Annotated in this window: 16 protein-coding genes; 12 read left to right on the forward strand and 4 right to left on the reverse strand. The window is 68.2% G+C overall.

Going from position 1 to position 15,068, the window contains the following annotated elements; genetic code table 11:
* Positions 1-291 precede the first annotated feature (291 nt).
* The gene (locus ACFVM3_RS24485) at positions 292-714 is read left to right on the forward strand and encodes a hypothetical protein (protein ID WP_378442042.1); all 423 of its coding nucleotides are present in this window, start codon (positions 292-294) and stop codon (positions 712-714) included.
* Here ACFVM3_RS24485 and ACFVM3_RS24490 read toward each other — a convergent pair.
* Complete coding sequence (locus tag ACFVM3_RS24490; protein ID WP_378442043.1) at positions 711-1,166, reverse strand: cupin domain-containing protein; 456 nt, start codon at positions 1,164-1,166, stop codon at positions 711-713. The two genes, ACFVM3_RS24485 and ACFVM3_RS24490, sit on opposite strands and share 4 nt — an antisense overlap.
* Positions 1,167-1,227: 61 nt before the next feature.
* Between ACFVM3_RS24490 and ACFVM3_RS24495 the strand changes: the two genes are divergently transcribed.
* The 4 genes from ACFVM3_RS24495 to ACFVM3_RS24510 are packed head-to-tail and all read left to right on the forward strand — an operon-like array spanning position 1,228 to position 6,457.
* Positions 1,228-1,770 carry a TetR/AcrR family transcriptional regulator gene (locus ACFVM3_RS24495; protein WP_378442045.1) on the forward strand — a complete coding sequence of 181 codons (543 nt, stop codon included), beginning with the start codon at positions 1,228-1,230 and terminating at the stop codon, positions 1,768-1,770.
* 38 nt (positions 1,771-1,808) lie between these two features.
* Positions 1,809-3,401 carry a 2,3-epoxybenzoyl-CoA dihydrolase gene (gene boxC / locus ACFVM3_RS24500; RefSeq protein WP_378442047.1) on the forward strand — a complete coding sequence of 531 codons (1,593 nt, stop codon included), beginning with the start codon at positions 1,809-1,811 and terminating at the stop codon, positions 3,399-3,401.
* Positions 3,402-3,408: 7 nt separating this feature from the next.
* On the forward strand, positions 3,409-4,830 hold the full coding sequence (gene boxB, locus ACFVM3_RS24505) for a benzoyl-CoA 2,3-epoxidase subunit BoxB (protein ID WP_034308181.1): 1,422 nt from the start codon (positions 3,409-3,411) through the stop codon (positions 4,828-4,830).
* A 19-nt stretch (positions 4,831-4,849) separates the two neighbouring features.
* The gene (locus ACFVM3_RS24510) at positions 4,850-6,457 is read left to right on the forward strand and encodes a benzoate-CoA ligase family protein (protein ID WP_378442049.1); all 1,608 of its coding nucleotides are present in this window, start codon (positions 4,850-4,852) and stop codon (positions 6,455-6,457) included.
* 250 nt (positions 6,458-6,707) lie between these two features.
* Here the strand turns inward: ACFVM3_RS24510 and ACFVM3_RS24515 are convergent, their stop codons facing one another.
* Positions 6,708-7,169 (reverse strand): MarR family winged helix-turn-helix transcriptional regulator, encoded by a 462-nt coding sequence (locus ACFVM3_RS24515; RefSeq protein ID WP_378442051.1) that lies wholly within the window; start codon positions 7,167-7,169, stop codon positions 6,708-6,710.
* Positions 7,170-7,266: 97 nt separating this feature from the next.
* Between ACFVM3_RS24515 and ACFVM3_RS24520 the strand changes: the two genes are divergently transcribed.
* The 4 genes from ACFVM3_RS24520 to ACFVM3_RS24535 are packed head-to-tail and all read left to right on the forward strand — an operon-like array spanning position 7,267 to position 10,408.
* Positions 7,267-8,226, forward strand: coding sequence for a ring-cleaving dioxygenase (locus tag ACFVM3_RS24520; protein ID WP_378442053.1), 960 nt, complete (start codon positions 7,267-7,269; stop codon positions 8,224-8,226).
* Entirely contained in the window at positions 8,223-8,855 is a 633-nt protein-coding gene (locus ACFVM3_RS24525; RefSeq protein ID WP_378442055.1) for an alpha/beta hydrolase, read from the forward strand. The genes ACFVM3_RS24520 and ACFVM3_RS24525 overlap by 4 nt, the downstream gene beginning before the upstream one ends.
* Before the next feature lie 9 nt (positions 8,856-8,864).
* Entirely contained in the window at positions 8,865-10,013 is a 1,149-nt protein-coding gene (locus tag ACFVM3_RS24530; RefSeq protein WP_378442056.1) for a dipeptidase, read from the forward strand.
* Positions 10,014-10,051: 38 nt separating this feature from the next.
* Positions 10,052-10,408: a lipopolysaccharide assembly protein LapA domain-containing protein gene (locus tag ACFVM3_RS24535; protein ID WP_378442058.1), complete on the forward strand. Its 357-nt coding sequence runs from the start codon at positions 10,052-10,054 to the stop codon at positions 10,406-10,408.
* 99 nt (positions 10,409-10,507) lie between these two features.
* Here the strand turns inward: ACFVM3_RS24535 and ACFVM3_RS24540 are convergent, their stop codons facing one another.
* The gene (locus ACFVM3_RS24540) at positions 10,508-11,455 is read right to left on the reverse strand and encodes an AraC family transcriptional regulator (RefSeq protein ID WP_378442060.1); all 948 of its coding nucleotides are present in this window, start codon (positions 11,453-11,455) and stop codon (positions 10,508-10,510) included.
* 173 nt (positions 11,456-11,628) lie between these two features.
* Here ACFVM3_RS24540 and ACFVM3_RS24545 point away from each other — a divergent pair, with 173 nt between their 5' ends.
* Entirely contained in the window at positions 11,629-12,027 is a 399-nt protein-coding gene (locus ACFVM3_RS24545; protein WP_378442061.1) for a pyridoxamine 5'-phosphate oxidase family protein, read from the forward strand.
* On the opposite strand, the gene ACFVM3_RS24550 is transcribed toward ACFVM3_RS24545, so the two are convergent.
* Positions 11,990-12,859, reverse strand: coding sequence for a maleylpyruvate isomerase family mycothiol-dependent enzyme (locus ACFVM3_RS24550; RefSeq protein ID WP_378442063.1), 870 nt, complete (start codon positions 12,857-12,859; stop codon positions 11,990-11,992). The genes ACFVM3_RS24545 and ACFVM3_RS24550 overlap by 38 nt on opposite strands.
* An 80-nt stretch (positions 12,860-12,939) precedes the next feature.
* Between ACFVM3_RS24550 and ACFVM3_RS24555 the strand changes: the two genes are divergently transcribed.
* Both ACFVM3_RS24555 and ACFVM3_RS24560 read left to right on the forward strand, forming a co-directional pair.
* Positions 12,940-13,722 (forward strand): Abi-alpha family protein, encoded by a 783-nt coding sequence (locus ACFVM3_RS24555; RefSeq protein WP_378442065.1) that lies wholly within the window; start codon positions 12,940-12,942, stop codon positions 13,720-13,722.
* A 7-nt stretch (positions 13,723-13,729) separates the two neighbouring features.
* Positions 13,730-14,974 (forward strand): DUF445 domain-containing protein, encoded by a 1,245-nt coding sequence (locus ACFVM3_RS24560; protein WP_378442067.1) that lies wholly within the window; start codon positions 13,730-13,732, stop codon positions 14,972-14,974.
* Positions 14,975-15,068 lie beyond the last annotated feature (94 nt).

The raw sequence follows: 15,068 nt of genomic DNA on the forward strand, positions 1-15,068 counted from the left end.
TACGCGCGGGCCTGATCTCGTAAAGCTCGCGGGGCGCGTTGCCTGCGCTCGGGGGCGAGTCGGCCCGGTGGTCTCAGGTGACCGTGTGGGTTTTGGGGCGTCAGATGTCCCAAAATCCACACGGTCGGTCAGCGTCGCTACGCGGGGTGAGGGGTGTGCGGAAATAGGGACACTCAACGTCTCTATTTCCACACACCCGCCCGCCCCGCGGTAGCAAAGGTCCCTTCATCTCTCGCCCGCCATGGGCTACGCTCTCGCTAGAGCGATCTATCAAGTCGCAAGGGGGCGAACATGGAAACTCTTCAGGACCGGGGACTCACCGCGTTACGGCTGATCCTGGCCTTCACGCTGCTGTCCACCACGCTGCACTACGCGCACAACGTGATCAGGGCGGCGGACTACCCGCAGGTCGAAGGGATCTCGGTGGGTATGGCCGCCACCTTGGTCGTCGTCGCGTACGTCGTCTTCACGGTCTTCGGCGTGCTCGGCTACCGCGACTACCTGCGCGGACGTTACTGGCGGGCGCTCGCCTTCCTGATGGTCTACTCGCTCTCCGGTCTCGCGAGCCTCGGCCACTTCCTGGTCGCCGTGCCGCAGATCCCGGCCTTCTGGTTCGCCACGATCTACACCGACACGGCCGCCGCGCTGGCGTTGTGGGCGTTCGTGACCTGGGCGGCGACGAAACTCAACCGGGTGCCCGTACGCACGGCCTAGCCGTCATAGGTGATGCCGTGCGGCGCGGCGACCTTGTTGATCTTCGCCGGATCGATCTCGCCGCCGGTGAAGACGGCCGGACCTGCCTCGAACAGGTCCTCCAGATAGTGCTCCCAACCGCCGGGGGAGGAGATCTGCAGAACGCGGGGCGGCTCGGAGACGCGGCGTAGGGCGTGGGGGACGCCGCGCGGCAGCAGGACGAAGGTGCCCTTCGCGGCGATGTGGCTCTCGTCGTCGAAATCGATCCCGAGTTCGCCTTCGAGGACGTAGATGCACTCGTCGGCCTCGTGGTGCACGTGCCGCGGGATGTCCATGGCGACGGTGACCTCCAGCAACGAGAACCTCGTCTCGGTGTCCTCGGTCATCGCCTTGACGCTGAACGCGGGCGGCAGCCGCACGCGGCCGGGGCGGGCTTCACCGGGTTTGAGCAGGAGGAATCGGTCCTTCGACATGCTATGCTGCCCCTTCGTTCGGAAACGGACTCCGTTTCCACTTAATCCCGAGGGGGGCAGGTTGTCAACCAAGCCGCGAGCCGACGCGGAACGCAATCGGGCCCGGGTGGTCGATGCCGCGCGAGCGTTGTTCGCCGAACGTGGGGACGACGTGCAGATGCCGGAGATCGCTCGCGCGGCAGGCGTGGGCGTGGGGACGGTGTACCGGCATTTCCCGGATCGCCAGGCGCTGGTCGAGGCGGCGGCGGAACACCGGTTCGCGGAGATCGAGGAGTACGCCCGGGCGCACTGCTTCGGCGAAAGTTCCGGCCTGGAGTGCTATCTCCGGTATGTCGGCGAACTGTTGTCCCGCGATCGCGGGCTTACCGCCGCCATCGATTCGGCTCGTGGGCGGCCCGGGAGCGAGCCGCGCGGTACCGCCCGCGAGCGGCTCGAAACCGTGGTCGCCGAGGTCATCGCCCACGATCAGGCGGCAGGCCGCCTCCGCTCGGACTGCACGGTCGCCGACGTCTATCTGCTGGTCGGCGCCCTGTCGTCCGTCATCCGCAAGGGTGGTGACTGGGCTCGTTTCCTCGACCTGCTCCGTGACCAACTTTCTACATAACATTGACGCTTATCAGTGCAATGTAGACAATCGGAAGGGTGACGCGGACCACATCGGTGACGTTCGAACGTCATCCCAGCGGCTACCGGCACTGGAAGCTGTCCACCGACGGCGAGGTCGCGTGGCTCGAACTCGACGTCGACGCGGACGGCGGTCTCGTGCCGGGTTACGAGCTCAAACTCAACTCGTACGACCTCGGCGTCGACATCGAGTTGTACGACGCGACGCAGCGGCTGCGGTTCGAGCATCCCGAGGTCCGCGTGGTCATCGTGACCAGCGCGAAGGACAACGTCTTCTGTGCCGGCGCGAACATCCGCATGCTGGCCTCGTCGTCGCACGAGTGGAAGGTGAACTTCTGCAAGTTCACCAATGAGACCCGCAACGCCATGGAGGATGCCACCGCGCACTCCGGGCAGATCTATGTCGCGGCGGTCAACGGCACCTGCGCCGGCGGCGGCTACGAAATCGCGCTCGCCTGCGAAAAGATCCTGCTGGTCGACGACAACTCCTCGACCGTCGCGCTGCCGGAGGTGCCGCTCCTCGGCGTCCTGCCCGGTACCGGCGGGCTCACCAGGGTGGTCGACAAACGCGGCGTGCGGCGGGATCTCGCCGACGTCTTCGCCACTCGCCCCGACGGGGTGAAGGGGCGGACCGCGGTCGACTGGCGGCTCGTCGACGAACTCGTGCCGCGGCAGGGTTTCCGCGAAGCCGTGCTGGCCAGGGCGAAGGAGTTCGCGCGGACCAGCGAGCGGCTCGACGGCGAAGGCGTCGAACTGAAGCCACTCATGCATCGCTATGTCGACATCGTCCGCGGTAAGACCGAGGCCACGATCACCGTCAAGGGTCCGGAGGACGACGACGGCTGGTTGCTCGACGTCACCCGCGAACTGGACGACGCGATCCTTCGCCTGCGCACCAACGAGCCCGAACTCGGCACGTGGGTGCTCCGCACCGAAGGCGATCCGGCGAAGGTCCTCGAACACGAACGCGCCGTGTTCGACGCGAAAGACTGTCTGAGCAACGAAATCGTCCACTACTTCAAGCGGACGCTGAAGCGGCTGGACGTCACCAGCCGCAGCCTGATCGCCCTCGTCGAGCCGGGCGGCTGCTACGCCGGGCTCCTGCTGGAGCTCGCGCTCGCCGCGGACCGGCAGTACATCTTGGACGGTCCGCCGATCGAAGACGAAGACAGTGAAGAACGTGCGTCGATCACGTTGTCGGAAGCCAACTTCGGCCGTTTCCCGATGGGCAACGGCCTGACCCGCCTCGAGTCCCGGTTCTTCGGCGACCCGGAACACGTCACGCGGCTCGCGGAGGTGCGCGGCAAAACGCTGAGCCCGGCGGAAGCGAACGAGCTCGGCCTGGTCACCGACGCCCCGGACGACCTCGACTGGGAGGACGAGATCCGGATCGCGCTGGAAGGACGGGCTTCGCTCAGCCCGGACGCTTTGACCGGAATGGAGGCGAACCACCGGTTCGTCGGCCCTGAGACGCTGGAAAGCAAGATCTTCGGCCGCCTGGCCGCTTGGCAGAACTGGATTTTCACCCGTCCGAACGCCTCCGGTCCCGAGGGCGCGCTGCGCCGCTACGGCACCGGCCAGAAGGCCGTCTTCGACAGGAAGCGGGTTTGAACAGCGGATGCCCACCAAGATCGATTACGACGCCAAGATCCCCAACAACGTCGACCTCTCCGGTGATCGGCGCCTCCAGCGCGCGTTGGAGGGCTGGCAGCCGAAATTCCTGGACTGGTGGGGCGAAATGGGCCCCGCGCTGCGGACGCAGGGGGTCTACCTGCGGACCGCGGTCAGCGTCGGACGGGACGGCTGGGCGCATTTCGACCACGTCGACGTGCCCGACTACCGCTGGGGGATCTTCCTCGCGGAGCCGGATCCGGACCGTGTGATCGGCTTCGGCGAGCACAAGGGCGAGCCCGCTTGGCAGCAGGTGCCCGGCGAATACCGCGCCGATCTGCAGCGGCTCATCGTCATCCAGGGCGACACCGAACCCGCGTCGGTCGAGCAGCAGAAACTGCTGGGCCTCACCGCGCCGAGCCTCTACGACCTGCGGAACCTGTTCCAGGTCAACGTCGAAGAAGGCCGCCATCTGTGGGCGATGGTGTACCTGCTGCACGCCTACTTCGGCCGTGAAGGCCGCGACGAAGCGGAAGGATTGCTGCTCCGGAATTCCGGAAGTCCGGACGCGCCCCGGATCCTCGGCGCCTTCAACGAGGAGACCGCGGATTGGCTCGCGTTCTACATGTTCACCTATTTCACCGATCGTGATGGCAAATACCAGCTCGGCACGCTCAAGGAAAGCGGCTTCGACCCGCTTTCCCGCACTTGTGAATTCATGCTCAAGGAAGAGGCGCACCACATGTTCGTCGGCACCACCGGGGTCGACCGGGTGGTCACCCGCAGTGCCGAACTGATCCGCGAGCACGACACCTTCGACATCGCCGGGCACGGCGGGATCCCACTGGACGTCATCCAGCGTTACCTCAACTTCCACTACACCGTCTCGCTCGACCTGTTCGGCGGCGAGACGTCGACCAACGCGGCGAACTACTACACCGCCGGGCTGAAAGGCCGCTGGCAGGAGGCCCGCCGCAAGGACGACCACAAGCTCACCGACGCCGCCGGATCGCTGTCCCGGCCGAGGGCCGACGGCACCTGGGAGACCGAAGAACTCGCCGCGATCCTGCTGCTGAACCTCGACCTGCGGGAGGAGTACCGCGCCGACTGCCAGACCGGTGTCAACCGCTGGAACAGGATCCTGGACGAGGCGGGCGTCGACTTCCGATTCGTCCTCCCGCACCCTGGATTCAATCGCGAAGTCGGCATAAACTCCGGCCACCATGTGACGCCCGACGGCACCGTTGTCGACGAGCGGACCTGGCTGGCCGGCAAACGCAAGTGGCTGCCCACACCCGAAGACCTGACCTTCGTCCGATCGCTGATGCACCCGGTGTACGAGCGAGGAAAGATCGCGAGCTGGGTGGCACCGCCACGTCAGGGCATCAATGGGAAACCGTTCGACTATGAATACGTTTACCTGAGCTGAGCCGATAGAAGGTGCGCCCGTGTCCGCTGCTGCTACCGGTTTCAACGCGGCGAGCTACCTGCTCGACCGGCATCTGGCGGAAGGGCGCGGGGCGAAGGACGCGGTCGTTTCCCCGAGGCGGAGCCTCACGTACGCGGGGCTGGCGGCCGAAAGCCGCCGGGTCGCGGCGGGGCTGAAGGCGATCGGCGTCCGCCCGGAGGAGCGGGTCCTGTTCTGCATGGTCGACGACGTCGAACTGCTCACCGGGATCCTCGGCGCGATGCTGGCCGGAGCGGTCGCCGTGCCGGTGTCCACCATGGTCACCGGGCTGGACCTCGGCAAACTGCTCGCCGATTCGCGGGCAAGGGTCCTGTGTGTTTCGGGCGAGTTCGCCGCGCAGGCGACGGTCGCGCTGGGGCTGGCGCCGGAGGTGACCGACGTCGTGCTGGACCGGGCCAAGGCGGCCGAACTGCCGTCCGGGGTCCGCGCGCACGAGTGGGGCGAACTGTCCACAGTGGACGACGACGGTTTCGAACCGGCTCCGACCTGGGAGGATTCGCCCGCGCTCTGGCTGTACACGTCGGGAACGACGGGCAAGCCGAAGGGCGCGATGCATCGCCACGCGAGCATCCGGGCGGTCTGCGAGACGTACGCGCGCGGCGTGCTGGACATCGGCCCGAACGACCGGTTCCTGTCCGTCCCCAAGCTGTTCTTCGCTTACGGGCTGGGGAATTCGGCGTTCTTCCCGCTCACGGCCGGCGGGACGACCCTGCTCGAACCGGCGAGGCCGACCCCGGGGCTGATCGCCGCCAGGGTCCGCGCGGAGCGGCCGACGTTGTTCTTCGCCGTCCCGACGTTCTACGCCGCGCTGCTCGCCAGCGACATCCCCGACGACACGTTCTCCTCGGTGCGCCAAGCGGTTTCGGCGGGTGAACCGCTGCCCGCCGTGCTGTACGAACGGTTCCGCGACCGGTTCGGCGTCGAGATCCTCGACGGGATCGGCTCGACCGAAGCGTTGCACATCTTCCTGTCCAACCGGCCGCGTCAGGTCCGGCCGGGCAGCACCGGGGTGCCGGTGCCGGGGTACGAGATCGCGCTGCGCGACGAACAGGGAGAGCCGGTGCCGGACGGGCAGCCCGGTGAACTGTTCGTCGCCGGGCCGTCGATCGCGACCGGGTACTGGGCGCGGTACGAGACGACGAAGCACGTCTTCCAGGGCGAATGGCTGCGGACGGGCGACAGCTTCGTGCGCAACGCCGACGGGAGTTACACCTGCCTCGGGCGCTTCAACGACATGCTGAAACCGGGCGGGATCTGGGTGTCGCCCGCCGAGGTCGAGGACAGGCTGCTGCAGCATCCGGCGGTGGCCGAGGTCGCGGTGGTGGCCGCCTTCGACGCCGACGGTATCGAGAAACCGGTCGCGTGCGTGGTCGGCGTGCCCGGCGGCAGGCTCGACGCGGACGAGCTGATCGAGTTCTGCCGGGCCGGGCTGGCGTCCTTCAAGCGGCCGCGGAGCATCGTCGAGCTGGGCGAACTGCCGAAGACGGCGACCGGGAAGATCCGGCGCAACGTCATCCGGGAACTGGTGCGGGACATGTACGAGGTCCGGACGTACCAGCCGGACCCGGCCTCGCCCCTGCCCGGCTGACCCCGATCTCGCGCGAGTTCGCTTCCTGATCACGCGAGTTACGCCTCCAATCACGCGAGTTCGCTTCCTGATCACGCGAGTTCGCCGGTGCCGCAAGCCAGGCTCGCGTGAGCGAACGGACGACACACGTGATCAGGCGGACGACACGCGTGATCAGAAGGCGGACTCGCGTGATTGAAGGCGTAACTCACGTGATTGAAGGCGTATCTCGCGAGTTACGTGTCTGATCACGAGAGATACGGCGAAGGTGTCAAGCGCCGTTGACGGTGCGCAGGGTTCGCATGGCCTCGGCCAGGTCGTGCGCGCCGTCGCCGAGCGGGGTCAGGACGATGCGCCGCAAAATCTCGGCACACGCTTCCCGCGCCTTCTCGGCGACGTCGAGACCGTGGTCGGTGAGCGCCGCGAACGTGACCCGGCGATCGTCCGGGCTGGGCACGCGGCAGATCAGGTCCGCGGCGACCAGCCGGTCCGCGACCTTGGTGAACCCGCCGCTCGACAGCGCCGCCTCGACGGCCAGGCGCGTCATCGGCATCCGGTGCTCCGGTGACCGCACGAGCCGCAGCAGGATGTCGAACGACGCCGGCGCCAGGCCGAACCGTTCGGCGATCTCGCCCATCAGCTTGTCCTGGGTGGCCAGGTAGCCCTCGATCACCAGACCCCACCACGTGACCACTTCGTCGTCGTTCGGTTCCTCCGCTTTCACCACTGTCACGCGAGCGAGGGTACACCAAGAACTCTTCCTGGAATATATCTTGCGCGCAAGAGGTTATCGGGTTAGCTTGAGTTCACCGGCTCCAGAGGAGGGCACCATGTCGATCAAGACTTCGGGCCTGCACCACGTCACCGCCATCGGTGGCGACCCCCAGCGCAACGCGGACTTCTACACCCGGGCACTCGGCCTGCGGCTGGTGAAGACCACCGTGAACTTCGACGATCCCGGCACGTACCACCTCTACTACGGCGACGAGTCGGGCAAGCCCGGCTCGCTGATGACGTTCTTCCCGTGGCGGGACGCGCCGAAGGGCCGTCACGGCACCGGCCAGGCGACCACGACTTCGTTCTCCGTGCCGGAGACCTCGCTCGGCTGGTGGACGCGGCACCTCGCCGAGAACCGCGTCGAGACCAGTCAGGTCCGCAACTCCGACGGCGAGGAGACGCTCACCTTCCTCGATCCGGACGGCCTCGAACTCGCGCTCGTCGCGCATCCGCAGGGCGACCCGCGTGACCCGTGGGACACGAAGCTGGTCCCCGCCGAGCACGCCATCCGCGGGCTGCACTCCGTCACGCTGTCGGTGTCCCAAGAGGACGCGACCGCCGGGATGCTGACCGACGGACTCGGCCTGACCTTCGTCCACCAGGACGGCAACCGTCTGCGGTTCTCCGCCGGCGAAGGCGGCCCCGGCGCGCTCGTCGACGTCCTCGTCACGCCGGACGCCCCGCGCGGGCTGGTGGCGGCGGGCACCGTGCACCACGTCGCCTGGCGCGCGCCGGACGAGGACACCCAGGCCGCCTGGCGCGACGAGCTGATCGACGACGGCGTGAACGTGACGTCCATTTTGGACCGTCAGTACTTCCGCTCCATCTACTTCCGCGAGCCGGGCGGCACGCTGCTCGAGGTCGCGACCGACGAACCCGGTTTCGCGATCGACGAGCCGCTACTGGAGCTCGGCCGCGCGCTGAAGCTGCCGCCGTGGCTGGAGCCCAAACGCGAAGACATCGAGGCCATGCTGCCGAAGCTGGACCTGCCGAGCGAGAACAACCCGCGATGAGCACCTTGGAGCACAAGTACGTCGAAGGGGCGCCCGACGAGCCGGTGCTGCTGATCCTGCACGGCACCGGCGGCGGCCCGGACGATCTCGTGCCGCTCGCCCGGCGGCTGAGCCCGGAGTCGGCGCTGCTCGCGCCCGCCGGGCCGGTGTCGGAACACGGTGCGGCCCGGTGGTTCCGCAGGCTGGCGGAAGGCGTTTTCGACCACGAGGACGTCGTCTTCCGCGCGAACCAGCTGGCCGATTTCGTGCTCGCCTCGCGTGAGGAGTACGGCCTCGGTGACCGGCGGCTGGTCGCCATCGGGTTCTCCAACGGCGCCAACATCGCCGCCGCGGTGACCCTGCTCCGCCCGGACGCCGTCCGAGAGGCCGTGCTGTTCGCGGCGATGTCGCCGCTCCCGGAGCCGCCGCGGAACGATCTGTCCGGAACCCGGGTCTTCCTGTCGAACGGCGAGCAGGATCCGATGGCGCCGCTGGCTTCGGCGGAGATGCTCGCCCGTGACCTGCGCGAGCGCGGCGCGGACGTCGTCGCCCACCGCCATCCCGGCGGACACCAGGTCACCGGCAACGGTTCGGTAGCGGCCGCGGGGTGGCTCAACGGGGAGCAGGGAGAGCAAAGCACGCGAACGTAGCATCGTCCGATGACTAACGGGGACCTCGTCCGCGCCCAGGCCCTGCTCGACAGGGTCCTCCTCGCGGACGGGCACAACGATCTGCCATGGGAGCTGCGGGTCACGACCGGGCCGGACCCGGTCGAGGCCGTGGCCGGCACGGATCTCACGGTCCGTCAGCCGCATCTGCACACCGACTTGCCGAAGCTCGCCGAAGGCAGGCTCGGGATGCAGTTCTGGTCCGTCTACGTGCCTTGCCAGTTCGAGGGCCACAGCGCGGTGACGGCGGTGCTCGAACAGATCGAGATCGTGCACCAGATGGCCGAGCGCTACCCCGATCGCCTCGCCCTCGTGGACACCGCCGACGAGGCCGAAGCCGCTTTCCGCGACGGCAAGATCGCGTCGCTGCTGGGCGCCGAGGGCGGCCACAGCATCGCCGAATCCCTTGGTGTGCTGAGGATCCTGCGCCGTCTCGGCGTCCGCTACATGACGCTCACGCACAACTACAACACCACCTGGGCCGACTCCGGCACCGACGAACCCGAGCACGGCGGGCTCACCGAATTCGGCCGCGACGTCGTCCGCGAGATGAACAAGATCGGCATGCTGGTCGACCTCTCGCACGTCGCGCCGAGCACGATGCGCGCCGCGCTGGAGGTCAGTTCCGCGCCGGTGATCTTCAGCCACTCCTCCTGCACCGCGGTCAACGACCATCCCCGCAACATCCCCGACGACGTCCTGGAAACCCTGGCCGCCAAGGACGGCGTCGCGATGGTGACGTTCGTGCCGGGCTTCATCTCGCCGAAGGTCGCCGAGTGGGACGACCAGCTCCGCCAGGACATGGAAGCCGCGGGCAAGGACTACCGCAACATCGACCAGCGCACGAAGTTCACCGCCGAACGAGGCGGCCCCGAGAAGCCGAAGGCGGGTATCGACGACGTCGTCGCGCACATCGAGCACGCGCGCGAAGTCGCGGGCGTCGACCACATCGGACTCGGCGGCGACTACGACGGAGTCGCGACGCTGCCCGAAGGCCTCGAAGACGTTTCCAAGTACCCGGTGCTGTTCGCCGCGCTGCTGGAACGCGGCTGGAGCGAAGAGGACTGCGCGAAACTGGCCGGGAAGAACACCTTGCGCGTGTTGCGCGCGGCGGACGAGGTCACCCGTTCGGACGCTTGAGAGCGCGATCAAGCCCGCTTCGGCGGACACTGTCCTGCATGACGCAGCCGGAGGAGGGCGCCGCCGAGGTTCCCGTCAAGCCGTCCGAAACCGCGGGTGGCGCACGCCACGCCGGTAAGTTCGAAGCCGGCCCGAAGCTCAAACGGACGCGGGTGAGCGGCACCTGGATCGCCGTCATCGTCGCGTTGATCGTGCTGGTGTTCCTGCTCGTGTTCATCCTGCAGAACCAGGACACGGCCACCGTGCACTTCCTCGGCATGTCCGGGAGCATGCCGCTGGCGGTCGCGATGCTGTTCTCCGTGATCGCCGGTGGCGCGCTGGTCGCGCTCGTCGGCGGCGCGCGGATCCTGCAGTTGCGCAAGCAGGCCAAGAAGTCGCGGCATCAGCTGCGCTGAACGCCCGGTGGTGGACCCGCCTCCGCGATCGACGCCGGCAGGACGCTGCCCGGTCGTTCATCGCGGGGCCTTCGGCCGGGCGGGTTCACGCGTTTCGTGCTACGTCTTCAGCTCCGCGGGCAGGCGCTGAGGGACCCCGCGCCGGAACTCGCTCGGGTTGACGCCCCGCACGCGTTTGAACGCCGCGCTGAACCCGAACGCGTCGGAATAGCCGACGGTGCGGGCGATCTCGGAGATGGTCGCGGGCTCCGGACCGGCGAGGAGATCCGCCGCGAGGGTCATCCGCCAGCGGGTGAGGTAGGTCAGCGGCGGTTCGCCGACCAGGTCGGCGAACCGTTTGGCCAGCGTCGACCTTGACACCCCGGTCCGCCCGGCGAGCGTGCCGACGGTCCATGGTGCCGCCGGTTCCGTGTGCAGCAGGCGCAGGGCGTCGCCGACCACCGGATCCCGCTGCGCGGCCCACCACGCCGGAGGCCTGCCGCCGGGCCGGTCGAACCACTCGCGCAGGGAACAGACGAGCATCCAGTCCAGCAGCCGGTCGAGGACCACTTGCTGCCCCGGCGCGTCGACGGCGACCTCGGCGGCGAGGTGCTCCAGTACGGGGTCGCCCGCGCCGCCGGCGTCCACCCGCAGCACGACGGGCAGCGCGTCCAGCAGCGGACGGCCGATCTCGCCGCGCACCGGGTACGCGCCGACGATCAGCGTCGTCTCGCCATCCTGGTCGCCGACCCAGCCGAGCCGGTGCCGCGTCCCGCCCTGTTCGGGCGTCGCGCAGTGCTCGCCGCACGCGATCGGTTCGGCCGGGGTGCCGATCTCGTCGACGAAGGTGAACGTCGCGGGGCCGCGCACGATGACCGACTCGCCCGCGCGAAGCGGCTCGGGCGGGCCGTCCTCCGGGACGATCCAGCCCGCGCCGGTGAGCACCGCGCACATGGTCAGCGGCGCGCCGTCCACGAAGTGCAGGTTCCACGGCGGGGAGAGGGTCGAGCTGCCGAACAAGGAGCCCTGGGACCGTACGCCGCGGATCAGGTCACTGAACACGTCCACCCGGCCGAGGTTAGAGGAGCTGAAGGGGACTTTCACCGCATGCGACGCAGGGAAAGCGCCCTTCGCCGCGTGAGACGCGGGGAAAGTCCCCTTCAGCCGCGCTGGACGAACGCACAGGCGATCCGGTCTTTCACCTATGGGATCGTCCGAATCCGCCGGGTTGAATCGAGCTCATGCTCACCCCTGACGACCTCGAATTCCTCCGCCGTCCGCTGCACGGGTTCCTGACCGTGGCAGGCGGCCCGGTCCGGCCGGTGTGGTTCGAGGCTGCCGACGACGGCACGATCCAGCTGTTCACGCCCCGCGAGTCGCCCAAGGTCCGGCGGCTGGACGACGATCCCCGCGCGTCGATCATCGTGGCCGCGCCGGTGGGCGAACGCGAGCGCTGGGTCTCGGTCTCCGGCAGCGCCACGGTGGAGCCCGACGGGGCCCACGACCTGGCCGCGCGGCTCGCCGAGCGCTACTGGGACCTCGAAGACCCGGCCCACGCGGGCGAACTCGCCGGGATCCAGACCCTCGATCTCGTGCGGCTGGTCATCCGGCCGGAGAAGGTGAGCCGTTACCTGATGTGATGATCGACGTCATCCCGAGCAGGGCGGCGCAAACGTTTTCGTCGCCCTCGGCGGTGACCCGGCCGCGGTCCGCCGGGTTCCGGGTGCACAGCCGCCAGAAGGTGTCCGCGTCGGTCGTCACCGAGGCCAGCGGCGAGCGTGACGTCGGCGCGGCCCGGTCGAGTTCCCAGCCGTCGGCGGTGCGCCGCGCCGTCCACTTCCCGCCACCTTCGCCGGTGACGGTGTAGGCGACCTGCCTGCCGGTGCGCGCGTCGACGTCACGCAGGGTGTGCGGCAGCGCCCGCATGAAGGTGTCGACCACCGGTCCGCGGAACTCCGGCTCGTCCAGTGTCCGCGCGCCGACGGCCTCGCGGATCTGCTGCTGGTGCACCCAGAACTCGGTGTACTCGCGGGCGACGTCGAGCCAGACCGGCGCCGGTTCGTCCCCGGCCCAGCTCACCGGCTCGCCGATGGCGTCGAGGTCGGCGCGGCCCCACATCTCGGCGATCTGCGAGGTGCTGTCCACCAGCATCGAGAACAGCACCTCGGGGGACAGCCGACGGCACGCGACCACCCATTCGTCGTTGATCCGGTCGATGAAGTCCTCGAAGCGTTCGCCCTCCCGCGGCGCCGTCGCCCGGTAGCCGTCACGGTCGCGGGACAGCCTGCCGAGTTTGTCACCGAGGACGTGGGCGGCGAGATCGTGCACCGTCCAGCCCGTGCACACCGTCGGCGCGGCCCATTGGTCCGCGTCGAGTCCCGTCAGCACGTCGAGCAGGGCTTGCTCCTCCCGCGCGAACAGCGGGAGGACGTCGATCGGCGGACCCCAGCGCGTGAAGCTCATGGTCACCATCCAAACACCCAGGTCCATCACATTTTCGGCCATTCGGCCTACTCGCAGGTAGCATCAGCGCGAACGTGAGGGGAGTGCTCGTGAGCAACGATCGACCCGCCGGTGACGACCTGGCCGCTTTCGCCAAACGAGCGGGACAGCTGGCGGGCTGGGCCGCCCGCACGGGTTTCGAGTTCACCCGCAAACTCCCCGGTGTCGAAATCGCGGAACAGATCGTCAAACAGGGCGAGCGGCAGCTGCTTTCGGAGCTGCGCCGCCGTCTGGACGAGGTCGACGACCCGTACCACGCCGCGCTCACCGCCGCGTCCGCGATGAACCGGCCCGACACCAACGGTTCGCGGCCGGTCGAGGCGACCGTCACCCTCGTGCACACCCGCGCCCAGCTCGAACCGCTTCGCGCCGCGATGGCGGAGCTGCTCAATCACTCGATCGGCTTCGGCCGTGAGCGGGCCCGCGAATACCTCTACGCGATCATCCTGCGGCAGCTCACGCCGGACGAGGCCCGCATCCTTTCCGCGCTTTCCGACGGCTCGCCGTTCCCCGCCGTCGACGTCGCCGAGCGGACCAGCCTCGGCGCGGCCGGGCGGTTCGTGCTCCGCAACGCTTCCACCGTCGGCAAGGCCGCCGGGGTGTCCCTGCCGGACCAGGTGCCCGGCTACCTCACCAGGCTGATCGGGCTCGGCCTGGTCGAGCTGGACGAAGAGGTGCCCGCGCTGGAGACGCAGTACGAGATCCTGCTGACCGACGAGACCGTCCGCGAGGCGGAGAAGTCGCTGAAACGGGTCAAGTTCGTGAAGCGCACGGTCCATATTTCCCGGCTCGGCGCCCAGTTCTGGCAGGCCTGCGACCCGAGCGCCGGCTGACTTCGGCATGGGTGCGTTCCTCAACGGGATCCTCGCCGATTTCGGCGAGCACTGGCCGCTCTACGTCTCCATCCCGGTCGTCGCCGCCCTGATCGGCTACACCACCAAACTCGTCGCGATCCGGATGATGTTCCAGCCGGTCGAGTTCGTCGGCATCAAACCGTTCCTCGGCTGGCAGGGCATCGTGCCCAAACGCGCCGCCCGGATGGCGAGCATCGCCTGCGACACGATGACCGAGCAGCTGATCAAACCGGCGGAGATCGTCGCCCGGCTCGATCCGCAGAGAATCGCCAAGGAGATCGAAAAACCGCTCCAGGCGGCCGTCGAGGACATCGTGCGCGACGTCGCCGCCCACTACCAGCCGGGGCTGTGGGAATCCCTGCCGGTGGGCATGCAGCGGCTGGTGATCCAGCGCGTCCAGGCCGAGTCGCCGCGGATGGTCGCGGCCGTGCTGGAACTGATCAAGTCCGATGTGGACAGTGTGTTCGACCTCAAGGGCATGGTGGTCACCGCACTGGTCAAGGACAAACGGCTGCTGAACCGGATCTTCCAGGAGGCGGGCGACAAGGAGTTCAAGTTCATCGCCCGTTCCGGCATCTTCTTCGGCGGGCTCATCGGCGTGATCCAGATGGTCGCCTGGGTGCTGTTCAAGTTCCCGCTGATCATGCCGCTGTTCGGGCTTTTCACCGGCTGGTTCACCGACTGGCTCGCGCTGCGGATGATCTTCTATCCGATCGAGGAACGCCGGTACTTCGGCGTGCGCTGGCAGGGCCTGTTCCTGAAACGGCGCGGCGAGGTCGCGGAGGCGTACGGCGCGCTGATCGCGAAGGAGATCATCACCCCGCACAACGTGATCGAGGCGGTGCTGCACGGCCCGTTGTCGGACCGCGTGCTCGGGTTGATCCAGCGTCAGCTCGACGAACAGCTCGGCCGACGGGTCGGCGTCGGTAAACCGCTGGTGGTGTTCGCCGTCGGCAGCAAGCGGTATCAGGACATGAAGCTGAACATCGCCGAGAAGATCATGGACAGACTGCCGGACACCATGCGGTACATCGAGGACTACGCGACCGACGCGATGGACATCCGGAACGTGCTGGTGACGAAGATGAAGGAGTTGTCGCCGCGCGAGTTCGAGGGACTGCTGCGGCCGGCCTTCCAGCAGGACGAATGGATCCTGATCGCGACGGGTGCCGTCCTCGGCTTCGCCGTCGGTGAGGCACAGGTCCTCCTGCTGGAGCACTTCGCGGCCTGACGACCCGCATTCGGTCCTCTGGATGCGGTCCTTCCGCGTATCCAGGCGCGGCGAACGGCCACCTGATTGCAGGGGCGTGAAACTGCCCTTACGG

It is taken from the genome of Amycolatopsis sp. NPDC057786 (genome assembly GCF_042797905.1).
Lineage (GTDB): Bacteria > Actinomycetota > Actinomycetes > Mycobacteriales > Pseudonocardiaceae > Amycolatopsis.